Origin of the sequence: Paraburkholderia sp. C35 (assembly GCF_003121405.1) — a bacterium.
GTDB lineage: Bacteria > Pseudomonadota > Gammaproteobacteria > Burkholderiales > Burkholderiaceae > Paraburkholderia.
Genome location: NZ_QBUY01000039.1, coordinates 47769 through 69876, shown reverse-complemented (window position 1 = coordinate 69876; position 22108 = coordinate 47769). Strand labels below are relative to the sequence as shown.

Annotated in this window: 17 protein-coding genes; 2 read left to right on the top strand and 15 right to left on the bottom strand. The window is 59.5% G+C overall.

The features are described from left to right. Positions 1-673: 673 nt before the first annotated feature. The 12 genes from DK391_RS22560 to DK391_RS22505 form a co-directional block, all read right to left on the bottom strand. Positions 674-2143, bottom strand: a complete 1470-nt coding sequence (locus tag DK391_RS22560) for a cytosine permease (RefSeq protein ID WP_109480202.1) — start codon at positions 2141-2143, stop codon at positions 674-676. A gap of 16 nt (positions 2144-2159) precedes the next feature. Then, a complete protein-coding gene (locus DK391_RS22555) occupies positions 2160-2954 on the bottom strand; it encodes a creatininase (RefSeq protein ID WP_109480201.1) in 795 nt (264 codons plus the stop codon). Between the two features lie 37 nt (positions 2955-2991). Then, on the bottom strand, positions 2992-4251 hold the full coding sequence (gene glyA / locus DK391_RS22550) for a serine hydroxymethyltransferase (protein WP_109480200.1): 1260 nt from the start codon (positions 4249-4251) through the stop codon (positions 2992-2994). Positions 4252-4317: 66 nt separating this feature from the next. After that, positions 4318-5529 carry a M24 family metallopeptidase gene (locus tag DK391_RS22545; protein WP_109480199.1) on the bottom strand — a complete coding sequence of 404 codons (1212 nt, stop codon included), beginning with the start codon at positions 5527-5529 and terminating at the stop codon, positions 4318-4320. A gap of 159 nt (positions 5530-5688) precedes the next feature. After that, positions 5689-6702 (bottom strand): GlxA family transcriptional regulator, encoded by a 1014-nt coding sequence (locus tag DK391_RS22540; RefSeq protein WP_109480198.1) that lies wholly within the window; start codon positions 6700-6702, stop codon positions 5689-5691. 77 nt (positions 6703-6779) lie between these two features. After that, positions 6780-8393, bottom strand: coding sequence for a dipeptide ABC transporter ATP-binding protein (locus DK391_RS22535; protein ID WP_109480206.1), 1614 nt, complete (start codon positions 8391-8393; stop codon positions 6780-6782). Continuing rightward, positions 8393-9505 (bottom strand): ABC transporter permease, encoded by a 1113-nt coding sequence (locus DK391_RS22530; protein ID WP_109480197.1) that lies wholly within the window; start codon positions 9503-9505, stop codon positions 8393-8395. The genes DK391_RS22535 and DK391_RS22530 overlap by 1 nt, the downstream gene beginning before the upstream one ends. Further along, positions 9459-10511: an ABC transporter permease subunit gene (locus DK391_RS22525; protein ID WP_109480207.1), complete on the bottom strand. Its 1053-nt coding sequence runs from the start codon at positions 10509-10511 to the stop codon at positions 9459-9461. Before DK391_RS22525 ends, DK391_RS22530 begins: the two co-directional genes overlap by 47 nt. Before the next feature lie 10 nt (positions 10512-10521). Further along, positions 10522-12321, bottom strand: coding sequence for an extracellular solute-binding protein (locus DK391_RS22520; RefSeq protein WP_239482919.1), 1800 nt, complete (start codon positions 12319-12321; stop codon positions 10522-10524). Positions 12322-12523: 202 nt separating this feature from the next. Beyond that, the gene (locus tag DK391_RS22515; RefSeq protein WP_109480196.1) at positions 12524-13297 is read right to left on the bottom strand and encodes an energy transducer TonB; all 774 of its coding nucleotides are present in this window, start codon (positions 13295-13297) and stop codon (positions 12524-12526) included. After that, complete coding sequence (locus DK391_RS22510; protein ID WP_109480195.1) at positions 13294-13713, bottom strand: biopolymer transporter ExbD; 420 nt, start codon at positions 13711-13713, stop codon at positions 13294-13296. The genes DK391_RS22515 and DK391_RS22510 overlap by 4 nt, the downstream gene beginning before the upstream one ends. Positions 13714-13745: 32 nt before the next feature. Continuing rightward, positions 13746-14357 carry a MotA/TolQ/ExbB proton channel family protein gene (locus DK391_RS22505; protein WP_109480194.1) on the bottom strand — a complete coding sequence of 204 codons (612 nt, stop codon included), beginning with the start codon at positions 14355-14357 and terminating at the stop codon, positions 13746-13748. Positions 14358-15408: 1051 nt separating this feature from the next. Between DK391_RS22505 and DK391_RS22500 the strand changes: the two genes are divergently transcribed. Continuing rightward, positions 15409-18087 (top strand): TonB-dependent receptor, encoded by a 2679-nt coding sequence (locus DK391_RS22500; protein ID WP_109480193.1) that lies wholly within the window; start codon positions 15409-15411, stop codon positions 18085-18087. Between the two features lie 132 nt (positions 18088-18219). On the opposite strand, the gene DK391_RS22495 is transcribed toward DK391_RS22500, so the two are convergent. Continuing rightward, on the bottom strand, positions 18220-18831 hold the full coding sequence (locus DK391_RS22495; protein WP_109480192.1) for a glutathione S-transferase family protein: 612 nt from the start codon (positions 18829-18831) through the stop codon (positions 18220-18222). Positions 18832-18848: 17 nt separating this feature from the next. Beyond that, a complete protein-coding gene (locus tag DK391_RS22490; RefSeq protein ID WP_109480191.1) occupies positions 18849-19616 on the bottom strand; it encodes an SDR family NAD(P)-dependent oxidoreductase in 768 nt (255 codons plus the stop codon). Between the two features lie 191 nt (positions 19617-19807). Between DK391_RS22490 and DK391_RS22485 the strand changes: the two genes are divergently transcribed. After that, positions 19808-20740, top strand: a complete 933-nt coding sequence (locus DK391_RS22485) for a LysR family transcriptional regulator (protein WP_109480190.1) — start codon at positions 19808-19810, stop codon at positions 20738-20740. A 41-nt stretch (positions 20741-20781) separates the two neighbouring features. On the opposite strand, the gene DK391_RS22480 is transcribed toward DK391_RS22485, so the two are convergent. Next, positions 20782-22071 carry an MFS transporter gene (locus tag DK391_RS22480; protein WP_109480189.1) on the bottom strand — a complete coding sequence of 430 codons (1290 nt, stop codon included), beginning with the start codon at positions 22069-22071 and terminating at the stop codon, positions 20782-20784. Between the last annotated feature and the right edge of the window lie 37 nt (positions 22072-22108).

Below are 22108 nucleotides of genomic sequence, written 5' to 3'. Positions count from 1 at the left end.
TGCCCCTGTGCGGGGCGGCACTTACTTTCTTTGCCGCCGCAAAGAAAGTAAGCAAAGAAAGCGGGCTAACACCGCCAGATCTAGTTCTTGCCTGCGGGCCCTCAACGGTTCCTATCCTCCACACGGCAACCTCTCAGTCACCGCCCGTTGCCCACGCTTCGAATAGTCGCCTACCCCACTTCAATCACCCGTAGTGCCCCGAGCGGCAGCGACTCGCATATCCAGCCCAGGTGGCAAACGGTGTGTAGGTTGTCGCGCATTACGCGTCGGCGATCCTACAAGACACACCGTCTTTGCTTTTCAGTCCGGAGTGATGCGTATAAGGCACGACAGCCGACACACCGTTTGCCACCTGGGCGGCCTGGACCAAACTGGTAAGGCCCGCCGAGACGCGGGTGTTTGAAGAGGGTGATGCGCCCTTAAAGAGCGCTGGCAGCGGGCATCAAGCAGAGTGATGCCGTGTGAAGGATAGGACCGGCTGGGGGCCCGCAGGCAAGTACAAGGGTTGGTGGTGTTCAGCGGCTTTCTTTTGCCTACTTTTCTTTGCCGCGGCAAAGAAAAGTAGGTGCTGCCCCGCACAGGGGCGACGCATGAAGAACCACTAACAACCCGCGGATGCCAGCGAAACCAAAAGCAAAACCAAACCAAACCAAAGCATCACAGACAACAAACCTCAAACAGACCCAGACCGAACCTGCACCCGCTCACTACCAGAAGAGAACTGAAACAACGGATGCCGCCGCGCAAGCGCAAAATACACACCACCCCCTACGAGAAATGAGAACTCAAAACTCAAATCCCCCCACCCCAGCACATCACGCATCAGCGGACTGACATACGTAGGCGAATTAGAGAACAGAATAGAAGCAACGATCCCCAGCGCCCAGGCAATGACACCAGGCCAGAAAACCCCACCCGTATACCAGTAAGCACCGCTACCCCACTTCATCCAGTCATCAGCGCGATACTTGCCGCCCCGCATGAAATAGTCCACAACAACAATCGCAGCCCACGGCGCAGTCCAAAAGACCATGTAATTCAGAAACACCTGGTACATATCAAAGAACTGCCCATAGAACACAGTCACGACCCGAAACGTCAGCGTGAACAGCGCAATGACCGCAAGCGATGTGATCCGGTTGATAGGAATACGCAACGCAAGCAACCCCAAGCCAGCCGTATACCCATTAGGCACGTTAGCCGCGATCCCACCCAGAATAATGGCAAACAGCAAGGGCACAATAAACCACGTAGGCAGGAATCGCGACAACTGACTGACAGGATCGTCACCCAAGGTGCCACCCAGCGCAGTGGCAAACAACACGCCAATCACTTCACAGAACATCAACGCGACAAACTGACCGCCACCCGCCGCAAGCACGATCTTCTTCCAGCTCGTCTCCGCAGCAAAATACCGGCTATAGTCGGACGCGAAATTCGCCCAGCCTATCGGGTACGAAAACACAATGCCCATCGCGATCAGCCATGTGCTAAACGATCCGCCGCCGTGATTGATCTGCGATGCCATCGCAAGGCTCGTATGCGGCACCACGAACGCGGCCAGTCCCGCGAAAAGCACCGCAAGCACAATCGCAATCCACTTCTCCGCCGCGATAATCGTCGCGTGACCGAATATCGCCAGAACAATTTCGGCAGCAAGAATGATCGCGAGCGAAACCCACACCACCGCATGGCTATGAAAGCCGCCCATTTTCAGCAACGTTTCGAGCGCTTGCGTCGCCACCACGGAGTTGATCGAGAACCAGCTCAACGCCGATATGAGACTCACTGCCTTAGGCAAGAACGAACCGAGTTGTCCGAAAGAACTCCGCGACGTCATGATGCCGGACGTCCCCGTTTTCGGCCCCATGATCGTCGTCAGACCAAGCACGAAACAGCCAAAAAAATTACCCACCAGAATTGCCAGCAACGCCTGCCAGAGCGACAACCCCTGTGAAAGCGCCAGCGCTCCAGTCACGACGACCACGTAGTTCGTATTGGCGCCAATCCACATCTTGAAGAGCTCGGCGGGCGTGCCATGCCGGTCTTCACGCGGTATCGGATCGATTGCGTGCTGCTCGATGCTCCACGCCTTGTCGGCGTCCACTTGCCGTTGCGGGTAACTGCTCTCATGCGTGCTCATGGCTTTCCCCTCGGTATCAGGCTCGCGATGCTTTCGCACGCGCTTGCCAGGCTTCGCCCAGTGCCTGCGACATACCTTCAACGCAGACGTCGAACAGCAACTTGCCCTTCTCCGCCGTCGCGGCCGCCGCAGACGAGAGACAACCCGATGCAGGTGTCCACTCGGGTATCGGCGGAAATACGTCGTATGGCGGGAACGTTGCGGCTGCATGCACTTGGACTTTCGACAGATCCACCAGATGTGGATGCAGATGCAGCATCAGCGAAGTTTCCAGCACGCCACCATGTTCGACGGCCCAGCCCGGAAAGCCATCGGGATAGATGCGCGCGATGGTCTGCTCGTTCACAAAATCCCAGTACGACAGCATCACAACCTGAACATCGTCGATACCTTCCCAGCGCAACTCCCGCAACGCAAGGTCGATGCCCTCGACCGCGAACATCGAGTTCTCGAAGTGCCCGTTGATCAGACAGAGCTTGCGCGCACCGTGTCGCGCGAACTCCTTCAGAATGTCCTTGACCGTCGACGACAGCGTATGACCATCCAGACTCGTCGTGCCGCACAAATGATTGCCGCCGCCACTCTTCTGCTGCGACTTGTACCCATATGCAATGGCCGGCGCGACAAGCGCATCGATGTTCTGTGCCACAGCAATACCGATTGCCGTAGGCAACAGCACATCCGGGTTCATCGACATATGCGGTCCATGCTGTTCGAGCGCGCCGAGTGGAATCAGCACGGGCCATCCATCGCCGATACGGCGCGCGTACTCGGGCGCCGCCAGTTCGCCTATCACTACGCCTTGTTTCATGTACGTCCCCTCGTTTCAGTGAATCCAATCACGACAGTCACACGCCGCCGTAGACGGGCAGCCGTGCGCACAGGTGAGCAACCTGCTCGCGTACGTGCGCTTCCGTCTGCGTATCGCCGATACGATCCAGCACATCGCACACGAGTGAAGCCGTCAGCTTCGCGTCGTCTTCCGTAAAGCCGCGCGTCGTGATGGCAGGCGTGCCGATGCGAATGCCGCTCGTTACAAAGGGCGATTGCGGATCGTTCGGCACCGCGTTCTTGTTGACGGTGATGTGCGCGCGACCCAATGCGGCATCGGCATCTTTCCCCGTGATGCCTTTATCGACGAGATCGACGAGAAAGAGATGATCGTCCGTGCCGCCCGACACTACCTTATAACCCCGTTCGATGAAAACGCCTACCATCGCGCGTGCATTCGCGAGTGTCTGCGTCTGATAGGCAGTGAACTCTGCGCCGAGTGCTTCACGAAAAGCGACCGCCTTCGCGGCGATCACATGCATCAGCGGTCCACCTTGCGGGCCTGGAAATACCATTGCGTTGAGCTTCTTTTCGAGCGCTTCGTTCGCACGCGCCAGAATCAGGCCGCCGCGCGGGCCGCGCAAGGTCTTGTGCGTGGTCGGCGTGACTACGTCGGCGAAAGGCACAGGGTTCGGATACAAGCCCGCCGCAACGAGACCGGCAACGTGCGCCATGTCGACGAAAAGATATGCGCCGATGCTGTCTGCAATAGCACGGAAACGCGCGAAATCGAGCACGCGCGAATACGCCGAAAAACCCGCGACAATCATTTTCGGCCGATGCTCATGCGCAAGCCGCGCGACTTCTTCGTAATCGATCAGACCCGTTGCTGCATCCACGCCGTATTGCACCGCGTTGAATACCTTGCCCGAAAACGACACCTTCGCACCATGCGTCAGATGCCCGCCGTGCGCGAGGCTCATGCCGAGTATCGTGTCGCCTGGCGCAAGCAACGCGAGATAGACGGCTGCGTTGGCCTGCGATCCGCTGTGCGGCTGAACGTTCGCATAGGCCGCGCCGAACAGCTGTTTGGCCCTTTCGATGGCAAGCTGTTCGACCACATCCACGTGCTCACACCCACCGTAATAACGCTTGCCCGGATAACCTTCCGCATACTTGTTGGTCAGCACCGAACCCTGCGCTTCGAGCACACGCGGACTCGCGTAGTTTTCCGACGCGATCAGCTCGATATGATCTTCCTGTCTTTGCCGCTCACGCTGCATCGCCGCCGACAGTTCGGGATCGAAGCCCGCGATGGTCTGTTCTTTTGAAAACATAAATGACGCCTCCTCGTCACAAGGAATGGCCTGCGGCCCACGCCGCAGGCTTTCATGCAAGAGCCGTCAGGCCCCGATGATGTTGTGCTCCGGACCATACGGGAACGCGGTGATATTCGTCGCGCCGTGTTCGCCGATCACGAGAATGTCGTGCTCGCGATAGCCGCCTGCGCCCGGCAGCCCTTCCGGCAGCATGATCATCGGTTCCATCGATACGACCATGTTCGGCTCCAGCACCGTCTCGATGTCCTCGCGCAGTTCGAGACCGGCTTCGCGTCCGTAGTAGTGCGACAGCACGCCGAACGAATGCCCATAACCGAACGTGCGGTACTTCAGCAGCCCGTATTCGGCGTAGATCTTGTTGAGTTCATTGGCGATGTCGCAGCAGCGCGCGCCCGGTTTGATCAGCTTGAGGCCGGCTTCGTGCACTTCCACATTGATCTTCCACAGACGCAGATACTCGTCCGGGCAATGATCGAAGAACATCGTGCGTTCCAGCGCCGTGTAGTAACCGGCGATCATCGAAAAGCAGTTCAGGCTCAGAATGTCGCCCTTCTGCACCTTGCGCGTCGTCACCGGATTGTGCGCGCCATCGGTGTTGATACCCGACTGGAACCATGTCCAGGTATCCATCAGTTCCGAATCGGGAAAGCGGCGCGCAATTTCGCGCACCATCGCCTGCGTCGACGCAAGCGCGACTTCATGTTCGGGCACGCCTTCATGCACTGCCGCTGCGAGCGCTGCACCGCCGACGTCACACACGTTCGCGCCGTGCCGGATCAACGCGATCTCTTCGGCCGACTTGATCATGCGCATGCGCATCGTCGACGCACTGATATCGACGAATTCGACGGATGGCAACGCCGCCTTCAGTTTGCCGAGTACTTCAACGGGCATCTGGTCGAATTCGACGCCGACTCGGCCTTTGTTGTCGATCTCGCCCTGCACCGCGCGGAAGAAGTTGTCGCGCTGCCAGTCGGTATAGACGACGTTATAGTCGCCGACCGTGCGACGCCACGGCTGGCCGCCGTCGATATTCGCTGAAATCGACACGACTTTCTGCGCGGTCACGACCAGCCCATACTTGCGGCCGAACGAGCAGTACAGAAAATCCGCGTAATAGTTGATGTTGTGATACGACGTGAACAGCACGGCATCGATATTCTCGCGCGCCATCAGATCGCGCAAACGGCTTTGACGGCCCGCGTATTCGGCATCGGAGAAGGTGTGCTTTACTTTCTCGCCATTCTCGATACGGATCAGGTTCTCCAGTTTCATGCGCTCGACTCCTCGTGAAAAAACTATTGGAAGTGAGCGAATGTTATGAGCCTGATGCTTTTGAATATTTTTATATGCGACGTCTGACTTTCTTTTTTCGACATCGAGGGTTAACCACACCCCTCGCCCGCAGCGCCAGCCACAAAAGGAAAGACGCGGCTAAAGCGCCATCTGGTAGCGACGCCGGTCAGCCATCGGCGAGATGTTGAACTGGGCCTTGTAGCGGGTAGAAAAGTGCGTGAGGGACGCAAACCCGGTGCGCGTGCACACTTCTTCAAGCGGCTTCGCGGTGCGATACAGCAACTGCCTTGCGCGCAACAGACGAATCTCCAGATACGCCTGCGCGGGCGTCTTGCCGAGCCGTTCCTGAAACCAGCGTTCGAGTTGCCGCTGCGAGACATCGAGAAACGCCGCGATTTCAGCCACCGTCAGCGTTTCTTCGACATTGCTCTCCATGACCTGCAACGCCTCGTCGAGTTTCGCATGCTCCGGGCCGATATACCGGCGCAGCGATGTGACCTGCCGCTGCTCATGCGTGCGACGCTCGGCGACCAGCAGTTCGAGCACGCGCGCGGCCAGTGAATGACTCCCCGGCGACATGCCGAGCAGATGCACCATCAGATCGAGTGGCGCAACGCCGCCGCTACACGTGTAGCGGTCGCGATCCACTTCATACAGGCGATTGGACACAGTGAGCCTGGGAAACTGCTCGAGCAGCACGTCCTGATCTTCCCAGTGAATCGTGCAGCGGTAGCCGTTCAGCAGCCCCGCGCGTGCGAGAAAATAGCTGCCCGTATCGAGGCCGCCAAGCGCGGTGCCGTGACGCGCCTGCAGACGCAGCCAGTCCATCACGCCGCCGATGCCCTTGCGCGGTATCGGATTCGGACCCACGACGAATACGGCATCGAACCCGCCCGCCTCCGCCATCGATATATCGGGCATCACGCGAATCCCGTCACTGGAAGCGACGTATTCCGCGCCCTCGCCGATCAACTGATAGTCGTAGACCTTGCGCTCGACCAGCATGTTTGCGATCCGCAGTGGATCGACTGCCGTGCCCAGCGCGATCAGCGAAAAGTTCTCCAGCAACAGAAAGCCGTAGCGCGTGACGCGCAGATCGTGAAGCCCCGCATCGATACGGGTGTCGGGGCGAGGCGGATTCGTTGACGACATGGCCGGCCAGCGCGGACGAAGTGGAAACCGGCATCATAGCGTCACTTCGGCGCAAGGTGCCGCGCGTCATTCGAGCGTCACGCCGCCACGTCCGTTGAAGACATCATCGACGCCGCCACGAGATTGCGCGTATACGGATGTGTCGGCGCATTCAGTACGTCAGACGTCTCGCCCGATTCGACGACATGCCCTGACTTCATCACCATCACGCGATGCGCCATCGCGCGTATCACGGCCAGATCATGTGTGATGAACAGATAGCTGAGGCTGCGCTTCTTCTGCAGATTCGCGAGCAGGCTCAACACCTGCTTTTGTATCGACACGTCGAGCGCGCTGGTCGGCTCGTCGAGAATCAGGATGTCCGGCTCGACTGCAAGTGCACGCGCAATCGCAATACGCTGCCGCTGCCCGCCCGAAAACTCCTGCGGATAGCGCAGCATCACGTCCCATGGCATGCCTACCTCGTGCAACAGCGCTGCCACACGTTCACGGCGCGCTTGCGCGTCCAGTTCCGGCCGATGCACACGCAAACCTTCGCCCACGATCTGTTCGACTGTCATGCGCGGCGAAAGCGAACCGAACGGATCCTGAAACACCACTTGCAACTTTGCATGCAGTGCCTTGCGCGACGACGCCGTGCGCAACGTCGACAGCGGCATGCCGTCGATATGAATGCTGCCCGCCGCGGGCTGTTGCAACGCTAGCAGCGTCGCTGCGAGTGTCGACTTTCCCGAACCCGATTCACCGACCACGCCCAGCGTCTCGCCATGCCTCAACGCGAGATCAATGCCTTGCAAGGCACGAAACGCCTTGCGCCCGAACAGGCCGTTGGTGCCGTAATCGACGCACAGTCCCTGCACTTCCATCACACGGCGCGCATTCGACGCGACAGGTTCGATCTGCCGCTGCGGCTCGCTGGCAAGCAGCTTTTGCGTGTACGGATGCTGTGGCGCATCGAACAGTGTCTCCGTGGCCGCGCTTTCTACCAGCACGCCTTTTTCCATCACCGCGACGCGCTGCGCAAAATGCCGAACAAGATTGAGATCGTGCGTGATCAGCAGCACGGCCATGCCATGATGCGCGGCCTCCTGTTCCTGCAATTCGATCAACAGATCGACGATCTGCCGGCGTACCGTGACGTCGAGCGCGGTTGTCGGTTCGTCGGCCAGCAACAGACGCGGCCTGCACGCCAATGCCATCGCAATCATCGCGCGCTGGCGCTGGCCGCCCGACAGTTGATGCGGATAACTGTCGATGCGTCGCTCCGGCTCGGGAATGCCCGTGCGCGCCAACAACTCGATACCGCGCGCACGCGCCGCGTTCGCGCGCAGTCCTTCATGCAGACGCAGGCTTTCGGCAATCTGCTGACCGATCGTGAATAGCGGATTCAGTGCCGTCATCGGTTCCTGAAACACCATGGCGACGTCCGCACCGCGTATGCCGCGCATCTGTTGCTCGGTCTTTTGCAACAGATCTTCGCCATCGAGCATGATGCGCCCGCTGACCTTCGCCTGCTCGACGAGCCGTAGAACCGACAGCGCCGTCACGCTTTTTCCCGATCCCGATTCGCCTACCAGCGCAACGCGCTCGCCTGCTGCGACGCTCAGGCACAGTTCATCGACGACGAGTTTTTCTCCCTGCTCGCCGAAACGCACCGACAAACGGTCGATTTCCAGAAGTGGCTTGTTCATCATCGTGCTCCGCCAAATGCAGAGCCGCGCGCACGCGTATCCATCGCGTTGCGCAATGCGTCGCCCATGAAGGTCAACAGCAGCAATGTGATGACGAGCGCTGCGAACGCCGACACGGAAATCCACCACGCGTCGAGATTGTTTTTCCCTTCTTGCAGAAGCTCTCCGAGACTCGGCATCGGCGGCGGCACACCGAGACCGAGAAAATCGAGACTCGTCAGCGACAGAATCGCCGCACTCATACGAAACGGCAAGAACGTGATGACGGGCGTCAGCCTATTTGGCAATACATGCCGCCAGATGATTTGCGCATTCGAACGACCCATCGTCCGCGCGGCACGTACATAGTCGAGCGAGCGATTGCGCAGAAACTCGGCCCGCACATAGTCGGACAGCACGAGCCAGCCGAACATCGAAAGCAGAATGAACAGCAGCCACAAGCTCGGTTCGAAAATGGACGCGAAAATGATCAGCAGATACAGATCCGGCATCGAACTCCATATTTCGATCAGACGCTGTCCGACCAGATCGATCTTGCCGCCATAGAAGCCCTGCACAGCGCCTATAAGCACGCCGAACGCGACGCCCGACACGGTCAGCGCAAGAGCCATTAGCACCGACAGGCGAAAGCCATAAAGAAGCCGTGAAAGCACATCCCGACCGTACTGATCCGTGCCCAGCCAGTTGTCGGCATTCGGCGGCGCGGGGTAAGGACGCGTGGCGAAATAGTCGATCGTGTCGTAGCGGTAGTGATTCGGCGCGTAGACCGCGAAATTTCCATTCGACTGAATGCGGGTGCGAATGAATGGATCGAGATAGTTCGCTTTAGTCGTGAAGTCGCCACCGAATAGTGTTTCCGGGTAGGTCTTGACGATAGGAAAGTAATAATGGCCTTCGTAGCGCACGAGAAGCGGCCTGTCATTCGCAACGACATCGCTCAGCAGGCTCACGACAAACAGCGCCGAGAAGATGACCGCGCTCCAGAAGCCGAGCCGCTGGCTTCTAAAACGCTGCCACACGCGCCGCCATGGCGAAGGCGACGCGGGCAGCGCGGCGACAGCGCTCTTAGCGTTCAGCGCGGTTGAACTGGATGCGGGGGTCGACAAGGACATAGCACACGTCAGCGATCAGTTTGGTCAGAAGACCAATCAGGGTGAACAGGAACAGCGAGCCGAGCACGACGGGATAGTCGCGGCGGATCACGGAGTCGTAGGAAAGCTGGCCCATACCGTCGAGCGAAAACAGTGTCTCGATCAGCAGATTGCCATTCAGGAAGGCGCCGACGAATGCGGCAGGCAGGCCGGTGAGCAACGGAATCGCAGCATTGCGCAGCACGTGCCTGAACAGCACGTCGCGCTGCGGCACGCCTTTCGCTCTCGCCGTCAGTACATATTGACGGCCAATCTCTTCGAGAAACGTGTTCTTCGTCAGAATGGTGACGACCGCGAAGTTGCCAACCACGGCGGCTGTGACGGGCAACACGATATGCCACAGATAGTCGAGTACTTTTCCAAATGCGCTGAGGTCGTCGAAGTTATCCGAAGTCAGGCCGCGCATTGGAAAAACCTGCCATAAGGTGCCGCCGCCGAACAGCATCAGCAGCAGCACGCCGAAAACGAAGCCGGGAATCGCATAGCCGGCCAGCACCGCCACACTCGTGACCGTATCGAAGCGCGAGCCGTTGCGCACGGCTTTCGCAATACCCAGCGGCACCGAGACGAGATAAGTCAGTATCAGCGTCCACAACCCAAGCGTGATCGAGACAGGCAGTTTCGAACGGATCACACCCCACACGCTTTGATGGTGATAGTAGGACTGGCCGAGATCGAAGGTTGCGTAGTCCTTGAGCATCGTCAGATAGCGCGTCAGCGGTGGCTTGTCGAAGCCGAACTGCTTCTTGATCTGTTCGATCTGCTGCGGGTCCACGCCCTGACTGCCGTGATAACCGCCGCCACCCGCTCCGCCTTCGCCGCCGGGACGCGAGCCGTGGCGCAACTGCGTCATGATCTGTTCGACGGGACCGCCCGGCACGAACTGCGTGACGACGAAGGTCAGCGTCACCACGCCGATCAGCGTCGGCACCATCAACGCCAGCCGCTTCAGGATATATATCAGCACGTTCTGCTCCTCAATGCGCGTTCGCCGACGCAACATTCGCATTGCCCGCAACCGCGGGCTTGCGATACCAGTAGCTGATCACCCAGTCTTCCGACTGATACGTGTACGGCACGACATCCGGAAAGCCCAAGGAAGTGCGATACGCAATCCGTGAAGCGGGCGAATAGTACTCAGGGATCTGATAACAGTCGGCGATCAGCACGCGGTCGAGCGCACGGGTCGCCGTCTGCAGTTCATCCAGCGATTTCGCGCGCAATACAGCACGAATCAGCGCATCGACGGCAGGCGAGCGCACGCCGGGATAGTTCTCCGATCCGCTTTGTGACGCCGACTCCGTGCCAAACCGATGCTCCAGTTCGACGCCCGGAATCGTCACCGTCGGATAGATGAAGGTGGTCATATCGAACTGAAAGTTATCGAGCCGCTTCTGATAAAGCGCACTGTCGATCTCGCGCAGCCGCACGTCGATGCCGAGTGTTTGCAGATTGCGCATGAACGGCAGGATCACGCGGTCCATGCCGGGCTGATCGTCGATGATCTCGATGCTCATCGGCGTGCCGCTCGCGTCGCGCAACTGGCCGTCCCGCACCTGCCACCCCGCTTCGGCGAGCAGATCGCGCGCCTGTCTGAGGTTGTCGCGCAGGGTATGCGGCGGCAGCGTGTCCGGCTGCTTTGGCATCGCACCGAATACGCTTGCAGGCAACTGCGCGCGATACGGCTCTAGCAGTGCAAGCTCTTGCTCCGACGGCATGCCGCTTGCCGCAAACGGACTGTTCTGGAAGTAACTGTTCAGGCGACGGTACTGGCCATAGAACATCAGGCGGTTCATCCAGTCGTAATCAAATGCGTATGACAGGGCTTTTCGCACGCGCGCATCGCGGAACATCGGCTTGCGCGTGTTGAACATCATGCCTTGCATCTGCGCGCCATGATCTGGGAACAGTTGCCGCGTCAGTTGCCCGTTATCGAAGTTCTTGCCGATATATTTGCGCGCCCATTGCGTTGAGCTGTATTCGACCTGAACATCGGTGTCGCCGGCCTTGAAGGATTCAAGCTGCGTGTAGTGATCGAGATACAGCTTGAACGTGATCCGCTCGAAGCGGTACATGCCGCGCCGCGAAGGCAGATCGGCGGCCCAATAGGCAGGATTGCGCCGATACGTGATCTGCTTGTCGTTCTTGCGCTGCTCGATCAGGTACGGGCCGCTTGCGATGGGTGGCGTGTTGGTCAGCTGATCGAAGGCGATGCGCTTGCCGCCGTCCTGCAAGGCCCATTTCGGCGAGAAGACAGGAATATCGCCTGCGATCAGCGGTGCGGCACGGTCTGCATGCCTGAAGTCGAATCGCACATGCGACGCGTCCACAACCGTCGCGCTCTTTATCAACGCAAATTGCGAATTGAACAGCGGCGACACGGCGGAACTGCTCAACGTATCGAATGAGTATTTGACGTCGGATGCCGTAATCGCGTCGCCGTTCGAAAAGCGCGCACGCGAGTCGATATGAAACGTCGCGGACAAACCATCTGGCGCAACTTCCACATCATCGGCAATCAACGGATATTCAGAGGCAAGCTCATCCCAGCTACGCTGCATCAGCGTATCGAACATCAGATGCTGGATGTCGGGTGCAGGCGATCCGCGCACGAGAAAAGGATTGAGCGAATCGTAGCTCTGCGCTTCGTTGAAGTTCTGGAAATTCAGCGAGCCATTCGATGGCGCATCGGGATTCGCGTAATCGAAATGCGTGAAGTTTGCCGGGTACTTCGGCTCGTCGTATTGCGCAATCGACGGTTTGGCTTGCGCGGACATCGCATGAAGCGCAACACAGGTCATCAGCGCACACGCGTGAAATGCCTTTGCGCGCAAACGTAAATGCTGGGTCAGTCTCATCATCGGCGTGGGTGAATGCGCGCGTGGGCTGGTAACCCACGCGCGCTGCCTCGAACGGACGCATCGGCGGCGGGTAGCCGCCTCTGCGTGTCGACTCTCTCAGGTCAGGCCATTGGATTCGTCAATCGTCGTCCGATGCCGTCGTCTTGAACGAAAACTCCACTTCGCCGACATACGGCTCTGCGTTCTTTTCGCACTTGTACGCGCGGCCTGCTGCGATCACCGCCTCGTTGAACACCGACGTTGGCGGCGTGACACGCACGATCTTCACATCGCCGACACTGCCGTCGGGATTGATCGACAGATGCGCGATCACATTCGCCGAAATGCCCTGCTCCAGCGCACGCCGCGGAATCTGCGGCTGCACCGACTGGCAATGTCCGCGTCCATCCACCACACCGTGAAGCGCAGGCGGGGCAACGGGCGCGGCGCCTGTCGCTGCCGTTGCAGGCGCAGGTGCGGCGGAAGGCGGCGCGGTGGCGAGCGCCGGTGCATTCGCAGCCGGATTTGCAGCCGCCGGAATGTTCGCCTCCTTCGGTGCGGGAGACGGCTTCGCGGGCGGCGGCTTCGGCGTGGGCAACGGTTTAGGCTGCACCTGCTTCGGCACCGTCTTTTGCGGCTCGGGCGCAGGCGGAGGTTCGAGCTTTTTCACTTCCGGCGGTGGCGGCGGCGGCGGCGGAGCGATCTGCACGCGCATTTCCTTCGGCGCAGGCGGCGGGTCCTGCTGGAACTTCACGTGCGATAGCCCAACGATCAACAGCAGTTCGATCAGCACCGCCGCGCCGATCGCGATCCGCATCGACATGCGGCCGTGATGCGACGGTGTCGACGAGGCCCACAATGCGCCATTGAGCCGCCGTTGCGGTTCTTTCATGTCGATTGCCGGTGAACTCATGTCGTCGGATTCGTGGCGAGCGCGACCGAACTGATGCCCGCCGCGCGCACCAGGTCCATCACCTTCACGATGTTCTTGTAGCTCGTGCCTTCATCGCCGGCGATGGCGACATCCACTTTCTTCGCGTCGTGCACGAGGTCTTGCAGATGCGTGGTCAGTTCGGCGGGCGTGACCTGTTTGGCGTCGAGATACAGTTCGGCGTTCTTCGTCACGCCAATCGAGACCTTCACCGTCTGCTGCAACTGCTCGGCCGTGCTCGATTGCGGCAGATCGAGCTTGATGCCCGCGCCCTGGATCATCTTCAGCGTAGCGAGCATGAAGAAGACCAGCAGGAACATCATGATGTCGATCATCGGAATGATCTCGATGCGCGCTTTCTCTTCACCGCCCAGATAGTGGCTGCGATGGTTTCGCATGGTATTTCTCCTTTACGGCAGTAGCGGGCGCGTCATGCTGCGAACCTGGAAACGAGCAACGACTTGATCAGGTCGAACTGATTCACCGTCATGCGGATGCGCTTGTTGAAATAGTTCAGGAAGATCACGCAGATGATCGCGATGGTCAGCCCGCAAGCCGTCGCCGTGAGCGCGTGGCCGATGCCGCCTGTCACGCCATTGGGATTGGCCGTACCGCTCGTGCCGAGCACGTTGAACGACTCCACCATGCCGATGATCGTGCCCAGCAAACCGAGAAGCGGCCCGAGCGTCACAGCCGTATCGAGAATCCACAGATTGCGGTCGAGACGCGGCAGCTGAAACATGATCGTCTCTTCGATCTCGCGTTCAACGACAGCTTCCGTTTTGCCCTTTGCCTTCATGGCCGTCTTCACGAGTTCACCCTGCACCGTGGCGCTGTAGTGCTCGGCTACCTTTGCGGCGTCGTCGGGTTTGGCGGGATCGACGAGTTTGAGATCGTGTTCGAGCGTCTTGCCCGCCTGCACCGCACGCGAGAAGAACACGAAGCGTTCGATGATGATCGTGATACCGAGCAGGAAGATAAAGGCGAGGAGAGGAATCAGACCCATCGACTGGATCGAGTAGGTAATGAGCGTATTCAGCACTGCGGACTCCGGTTAGTACGATCGAACAGCCGTTGCATGACGGCGTGGGTTTCAGTGGACCCGCGGCTTCGTGGGCCGCGGTGAAAAAAGCGCGCCCTCCAATGCAAAGCCCGTACCAGGTTGTCGATCGTGCGGCGCGATTGCATGCCTCCATCTTCACGCGAAGGCACGCTGAAGCCCGCATTGCAAGGCATTACCGAATTTCACCAGCTAAACGACTGATTCCACGCGGCGTCCGCTTCGCGCGTGCGTATAACGTATCAAATTGAAAAACAACACCCTGGCTTAAACCTAGTCCGCGTAATTCGCATGCCCCATCAAACTTTGTTTAGTCGCTGAATTGGTGCAGAACATATTCACGTGCAAATAAACAGTGCATTTACTCAATTTGAATTAGACAAGTTATTTACATTTACATTAACGAAAATAGAAGCGCTTCCATCTTCTTGCACATCATGCAATGTTCATTGCCACACAATGGATTGACTGCCACGCCCATGCAAACAAAGTTTGATGAGCATTTGAATCAAAGCTCTAACAGATGCCCCGTTTTAGTTACTAAACAGATTTTAAGCTTTATGTAATTTTTCGCACCGATTTGAGAAATACGCCTTTTATTAGTGCTTTTCGCGCACTGTAAACGCAAATAGATGAATTGCTCTAAATACCGTTTCCGCATGTTCTCATTCCTTCCATTGTGTTACTCGCGCGAAACCGTTTTTAATAATTCTTATAGACATTTCGGATTCCCATCTAACTTTGTTTTTTACGAATCCAATCAATCCTTTGCGCACGAATTAAATGCTTTGAGAGCAGTTGGCGTCCTTCTTTTCCCATCGTGATGGCATGCGTTTCGCTTTCGGCAGCGCTCGCTTTCAACCAGAGCGCGTCCGACACGATCGGCGAAGCGCCCTGGACGGGACGTGCGACGTGACGCCTTGACGCGTCAGCAGCGAGGACCTTGCTGCCCAGATCGCATGACTGCACGCAGCGACTCGCATGAGTGCAGATCGTTCAACTGTAGTGGTCTCATCGACAAGAAGGAGCGCAAGTGAAACAGAAGAGACTGGTCTCGGCGATCAGAAGAATCATCGGAGCCGAGCTGGTGCTGACGGCGGCATTCATTCCGCTCGCACATGCACAGAGCCAACCCGACAGCGCAGCCGCGCCCACAGCGGCCAGCGCACCGGCCGTCAGCAAACTCGAAAAGGTCGAGGTCACAGGGTCGTTGATCCGCACGTCGGACAAGGTCGGCAACATCGAAGTCCAGACCATCACGCCGAAGGAAATCGAGGCAAGCGGCTACACGACCGTGGCTGATTTCCTGCGCGGCACGTCGGCCAACTCCGCGAGCAGCTGGTCGCAAAGCACGATGAACGGCACGGCGCCGGGCGGCGCAGGTATCGCCCTGCGCGGCCTGAGCGAGAAGTACACGCTGGTGCTGGTGGACGGTCAGCGCGTCGCCAACTACGCGCAAGCGGTGAACTTCACCGACACGTTCTTCGACGTGAATTCGATCCCGCTGAACATGGTCGATCACATCGAAATCGTGAAGACGGGTGCCGTTTCCGAATATGGCTCCGACGCTATCGCAGGCGTGGTGAACATCATCACGAAGAAGAACTTCCAGGGCTTGCAGGTCGACGGACAACTCGGCAAGGCACAGCATCCGGGCGATGGCCAGGGCAGCTTCAGCGTGCTGGCGGGCTTCGGCGATCTCAACGCGGATCGCTTCAACGTCACGGCAGCAGCGAGCTACTACCGCGACAGCGGTTCGACACTCGGCGACCGTGACATGACGTCGGGCCAGAACTTCACGCAATATCCAGGTGGCCTCGCTGCGCCGCTCGGTCCGAACCAGCAGTCGTACTGGGGCTTGCCCGATGGCTCGACGCAGGCGCTCAGCCCGTGCCCGCCCGGAAGCAGCGCGGCCAATACGCAGGGCGCATCGTGTACGTACAACACGGCAGCCGCGACCTCGCTGATTCCGTCCACGACGCGCCTGAACGCCAACATTCGCGGCACGTTCAAGATCGACGACAACACGCAGGCCTTCGCCGACTTCTGGGCGAGCCGCAACGAAACCGTGCAGCTGATGGGCCCGGCTTCGATTTCGTCAACCACCAACGTGTTCAATCCCAACACGGGTTCCGTCGCGCCGCTGCCGCGCACCGTCGCGGGCTCGAATCCGTTCAATCCGTTCGGCGTCGATACGCCCATCAACCTGACGTTCCCAAACAATGTCGCATCGGCGGATACCGTGTCGACGTTCTGGAAGGCTTCGACGGGCGTCAAAGGCTCGTTCACCACGCCGAAGTTCGGCGACTGGGACTGGTCGGCTGAGTATGGCCATTCGCAGAGCACGGTCGATACGCACTACTCGAACGAACTCAACGTCGCGGGCCTCGAGAACATTCTCGGCAATGGCGTCTACAACTTCGCGAACCCTGCTTCCACCCCGAACGGCCTGAACGGCGTGTTCCAGGACGACTACCAGCAGGCGATCTCGAAGCTCGACAGCGTCACCGCCAAGACCTCGACGGGCAATCTCTTCACGTTGCCCACGGGTAACGTCGGCATCGGCTTCGGCACGGAGTTCCGTCACGAAAGCTCGACGATCAATCCGCGCACGTATGCATCGGAAGGGATCGCCGCGCCGGCAAACGTGCAGACCGTGGATGGTTCGCGCAACGTCGCGGCCGTGTTCTACCAGGTCGAGATTCCGATCATCCACAACCTGACGTTCACGCAGGCGGGCCGCTACGATCACTACAGCGACTTCGGCGGTGCATTCTCGCCGAGCTTTGCACTGCGCTTCCAGCCTGTGCAGATGTTCACGACGTATGCATCGTACAGCCGTGGCTTCCGTGCGCCGACGCTGGTCGAGAACTCGCAGGCCACGTATCTCGCGCACCAGAATCTCGTCGATCCGAACGACCCGAGCGGCGCGCCGACCAAGCACTTCACGACCGAGCAGATCAACGGCAACCCCGATCTGCAGCCGGAACATACGAAGAACTACAACATCGGCTTCCAGCTTTCGCCGGATACGTCGACGGACCTTGGCGCATCGTTCTACAAGATTCATATCGACGGCGTGATCGGCACCAACGATCCGAACGCGCTGCTGCAGCAGAACGATCCGTCCGTCGTCGTGCGTAACGCCGACGGCACGATCCGTTATATCGCGCAGCAGTTCGTGAATCTCGGCTCGCTCGATACCGATGGCTTCGACATGAACTTCCGCAAGTCGGTCGGCACGAAGTACGGTACGTTCACGCTGTCGGGCGACTGGGCGTATGTGTGGCACTTCAAGCTCAACAGCCCTGGCAGCCCGACGCAGGACTTCGCGGGTAACAACCTCGCGCTGCTGCAGCCGTTCGGCGCAAGTAACCCGCGCTGGAAGGGCAATACGAGCCTGAGCTGGGATTACCGCAAGTTCACCACCACGCTGACGTGGCAATACACGGGCCCGTACACAAACGCTGTCGCTTCCGAATTCGGCGATGGCGGTACCTTGTCGGTCGCTTCGTATAGCCAGTTCAACCTGATGGCGTCGTATCGCGGCTTCAAGCACTGGACCATCTATGGCGGCATCACCAACCTGTTCGACAAGAAGCCGCCGTTCGACGTCGAGTGGCAGGCTGTGCCGGACATCACGGGTTACGACCAGTCGCTCTATACCGATCTTGGCCGCTTCTTCCAGGTCGGTGCGACGTACCGGTTCTGATTCACACGTCAACGTGTGATGAAGGAGTCCCCCGGCCGCGGGGGACGTTTTGTTGTTGCTGTTGTTGCAATTCCATCCCTTGTTTCAAGGGGTTTGACGGCGGTGCGATGCGCGCACCGCCGCTTTTTCTGCTTATCTGAAGGGCAGCGTGCTGTCGAACGCGTCGATCTCCATCGCACGCGCGGCCAGTTGCGCGAGCTTCGGAAACGCAGCGGCATGAATCACATCAGGCATCATCGCCAGCGAAGCAGACTGGAACGTGATCACAACCATCACGTCGGCCTGCGAGAGCGTGTTGCCGACCAGCCAGCCGTCTCCGGCTCTCGATTCGAGCATCTGGAAACCAGCGAGCGCCTGAGTGCGCAACGATTCCGAACTCGACGCAATCTGCAATTCCGATGGGCGCAGCGTTTCGTCATAGATGTCGCTGAGCTTGCCGTAGATCGCCGATGCAATGCCGATGAACTGCAGCGCGTCGCGCCGATCGGCACCATTTGCCGCCAGCAATGCACGCGCAGGGCCGACCTGTTCGTGCAGATAATCGATGATGCTGGCGCTGTCGTACAGAATGTCGCCATCGTCGAGTACGAGTGCAGGCACCTTCACCATCGGGCTAAACGGGCGAATCAGATCCTGCTGTTCGTACGCATGAAAAGGCAGATGCTCGAACGGAATGCCAAGCAGCTTCAACGTAATACCGACCCGGCGTGTATAGCCGGAAAACCATGGTCCGATCAGTTTCATTGCGGTTTCCTCGCGAATCAGAACGTTTCCTTGAACGGACGCAGATCGAGCTCATGCGTCCACGCCGAACGATGCTGGTTGTGCAACATCCAGAACGCGTCGGCAATCGCACCGATGTCGAGCAGACCGTCCGGCCCTTTGTGCTTGACGTGTTCCGCGAAACGCGTGTGCACGCGCTCGCCATCGATACCTCCGTCGATCACCACATGTGCAACGTGCAAGCCCAGCGGACCAAACTCACGCGCCATGCTTTGCGCGAGCATACGCAGCCCGGCCTTGCTCGACGCAAAGTGCGCGAAGTTCGGCATACCGCGCAGCGCGCCCGTTGCGCCGCTGAACAGGATTGAGCCGCGTCCGAGCGGCGCGAAACGCCGGGCCGCTTCACGGCCCACGAGGAAGCCGCCGAAGCAGTTGAGGCGCCAGAACGATTCGAACACATCGGCGTCCATCGTGCGCAGATCGAGCGGCTGGTTATTGCCCGCGTTGTACGCGATCAGATCGGCGCTGGCGCCGTTGTCGTCGGCTTGCATTGCGATGTCGAACAGGCGGATCACGTCGGCTTCGATCGTCACGTCCATGACGACCGTGCTCGCCGAGCCGCCCGCCTCGACAATGCTCTCACGCACCCGTTCGAGCTTCGCTTCCGTGCGCCCGGCAATGACGACGTGCCGGCCTTCCGCTGCGAAGCGGCGCGCCAGTCCCGCGCCCAGTCCGTGCTCCGGTCCTACTCCGATGACGACCGCCTTCGGGCGATCCGCGATTTGCGTTTGTACAGCGACAGACATGACTATTTTCCCTTTGCGAATTAAACACGGGCGCTTTCTGCAGTGGGTTGAAGCGCCTTCCCGTTCGTCGACGATGGCGATGAATGAACGATACCTGGTGTGCTCAAAGGGATAAACGGCCGCTACGATTCCACATTGTTTCTTCTGTGAAACAATACGGACAGCGTTGGGAGGGCACAAGGAGCCGCACCATGGACAAGTTTCAGGCGATGCAGGCGTTTATCCGCGTAGTGGAGAGCGGCACTTTCACGAAGGCCGCGCAGATGCTCGATCTGCCGAAGACAGCGGTGAGCCGTCTGATTGCATCGCTCGAAATCGAACTGGGCACCAAGCTGCTCAACCGCACGACGCGCCGGGTGTCGATGACGCCGGACGGTGCCGCGTATTACGAACGCGCGCTGCAACTGATGGGCGATCTCGAAGAACTCGAAGGCTCGATGTCGCACGCGAAGCGCAATCCGCGCGGCAGGCTGCGCGTCGATCTGCCGGTACCTTTAGGTCTGGCAGTGATTCTTCCGGCGCTGCCGGCTTTCGTCGCGCGGTATCCCGAGATCGAGTATCACTTCGGACTCAGCGACCGTCCCGTCGACCTGATCGCCGAAAACGTGGATTGCGTGGTGCGCGCGGGGGACATCTTCGATCAGTCGCTGGTCGCGCGGCAGATTGCCGAGGTCCGGCAGCGTCTGTGCGCCACGCCCGCGTATTGGGATCGGCACGGACGGCCTGCGCATCCGTCGGAACTCGAAGAAGGGCACGTCGTGATCCGCACCATCGCGTCGCGCACCAACCGGCCCTTTCCGATTGTCGTCACGAAGAATGGCGAACGCATCGAGGTGCAGAACCGCCGCGCCCTCACGTCGATCGACATCATGGCGTGCCTGACGATGAGTCTCGCTGGTCTTGGCGTGACGCACGCGCTGACGTTTTCGGCTAACGTGCATCTGCAACCGGGCGCGCTGGAGACCGTGCTCGCCGACTGGATCGCAGAGCCGGTGCCCGTGTTCGTCGCCTATCAGCCGAATCGCCTGCTGAGCGCGAAGGTGCGCGTGTTCAGCGACTTGCTGGCGGAGCTGTTTGCAGGCATTGCAGCGACGGCGAGAAGCGAGCGCGGCCCGGCGCGTTGAGTCGCGCCCGGGCCGCATCCGATATGCCCGCCTTCGACCTGCTAGTGACCGCCCGCGTCGATCTCGCTCAGTTGCATGCCTTTCGTTTCGCGCACCGCGCGCAGAATCACCATCGCCGCGAGCGCCGCGCCTATCGTGAAGACAGCGATACCGAGCGCGATCGTCATGCTGGCCGCCTTGACGGTCGACAGCACGATATACGGCGCGATACCGCCGCCTACCACGCCGATGTTATAGAGGAAGCCGACACCCGAAGCCCGCACATCGCGCGGCAGGTTCTCAGTCAGAATCGTGCCCCAGATGCCCGACGATCCCACCAGGAAGAAGCCGCTCAGAAACGCAAAGCATTCGGCCAGCAAAAACTGGTTGACGCTATAGACCAGCGCCACCACGCATACAGCGCCCGCACCCAGCATCGCGCTGATCCCCGCGCGCCGTCCGAGCCGCTCCGCAATGAAACCGGAGGCGAAGAAGCCGAACACCTGCCCGACGGCCGAGGTCATCGTGAGCCAGGTGATCGTCAGCGGCTCGAACGACAGCGACTTCAGATAGGTGGGAAACAGTCCCTGAAACGGCCACGATCCGAAGCACAGCACCAGCATCAGCAACGCGAGGTAGCAGACGCGCCGCGGATAGAGCCTGAACAGCACGATGGCGGGATTGTCGCGCAAGGGCGTGCGCAGCTTCCTGCCGGCTTCTTTGAATGCCTGCGATTCAGGCACGCACAACAGAATGAAGATGCCGAGCAGAATGGCGGGAATCACGCCGACAAAGAACATGCCGCGCCAGCCGAAATGCGGATAGACGAAGTTGTACGCAACTGCCGCGCCGATCGCGCCGAGTCCCCAGCCGGTATCGAGAATGCCGATGCCGATCGCCCGATGACGCTCCGGCCAGGACTCCGCCACCATCGTCGCGCCGAGCGAGAAGCCCGGCGCCATGCCGAAGCCAAGCAGCAGACGGAACACCGCAAGCGAAACAAAGCTCCATGAGAGCCCCGTCAGCACCGCGCCCGCCGTGAACCACGCCAGCGTGATGACCAGCGGAATCTTGCGGCCAATGCGGTCGCTCAGGCTGCCGAACATCAGACCGCCGATCCAGCGCACGCCATAGGTTGCGAACAGCAACAGTGACGCCGTGCTGAGCGGCACGTTGAACTGCTTCGCGATGTCGTTCAACACGAAGGTGATGGCGAGAAAGTCGACGGCATCCATCACCCACACGCCCCATGCGGCAATCAGAACGCGCCATTGCGGCCACGAAATTTCCCTGTACCAGGGCAAGGCTGCCGTGGTCGCCGAAACGCTTGCGGCTGCATCGGTGGCTTTCATCACACCTCCTCCTGACCGGCTGTCCATACCGGGTCTC

Excerpts from the sequence above, each read along its gene's own strand:
- DK391_RS22560 (WP_109480202.1), bottom strand. The coding sequence starts at position 2,143 with ATGAGCACGCATGAGAGCAGTTACCCGCAACGGCAAGTGGACGCCGAC.
- DK391_RS22555 (WP_109480201.1), bottom strand. The coding sequence starts at position 2,954 with ATGAAACAAGGCGTAGTGATAGGCGAACTGGCGGCGCCCGAGTACGCG.
- glyA (WP_109480200.1), bottom strand. The coding sequence starts at position 4,251 with ATGTTTTCAAAAGAACAGACCATCGCGGGCTTCGATCCCGAACTGTCG.
- DK391_RS22545 (WP_109480199.1), bottom strand. The coding sequence starts at position 5,529 with ATGAAACTGGAGAACCTGATCCGTATCGAGAATGGCGAGAAAGTAAAG.
- DK391_RS22540 (WP_109480198.1), bottom strand. The coding sequence starts at position 6,702 with ATGTCGTCAACGAATCCGCCTCGCCCCGACACCCGTATCGATGCGGGG.
- DK391_RS22535 (WP_109480206.1), bottom strand. The coding sequence starts at position 8,393 with ATGAACAAGCCACTTCTGGAAATCGACCGTTTGTCGGTGCGTTTCGGC.
- DK391_RS22530 (WP_109480197.1), bottom strand. The coding sequence starts at position 9,505 with ATGTCCTTGTCGACCCCCGCATCCAGTTCAACCGCGCTGAACGCTAAG.
- DK391_RS22520 (WP_239482919.1), bottom strand. The coding sequence starts at position 12,321 with ATGTCCGCGCAAGCCAAACCGTCGATTGCGCAATACGACGAGCCGAAG.
- DK391_RS22515 (WP_109480196.1), bottom strand. The coding sequence starts at position 13,297 with ATGAGTTCACCGGCAATCGACATGAAAGAACCGCAACGGCGGCTCAAT.
- DK391_RS22510 (WP_109480195.1), bottom strand. The coding sequence starts at position 13,713 with ATGCGAAACCATCGCAGCCACTATCTGGGCGGTGAAGAGAAAGCGCGC.
- DK391_RS22495 (WP_109480192.1), bottom strand. The coding sequence starts at position 18,831 with ATGAAACTGATCGGACCATGGTTTTCCGGCTATACACGCCGGGTCGGT.
- DK391_RS22490 (WP_109480191.1), bottom strand. The coding sequence starts at position 19,616 with ATGTCTGTCGCTGTACAAACGCAAATCGCGGATCGCCCGAAGGCGGTC.
- DK391_RS22485 (WP_109480190.1), top strand. The coding sequence starts at position 19,808 with ATGGACAAGTTTCAGGCGATGCAGGCGTTTATCCGCGTAGTGGAGAGC.
- DK391_RS22480 (WP_109480189.1), bottom strand. The coding sequence starts at position 22,071 with ATGAAAGCCACCGATGCAGCCGCAAGCGTTTCGGCGACCACGGCAGCC.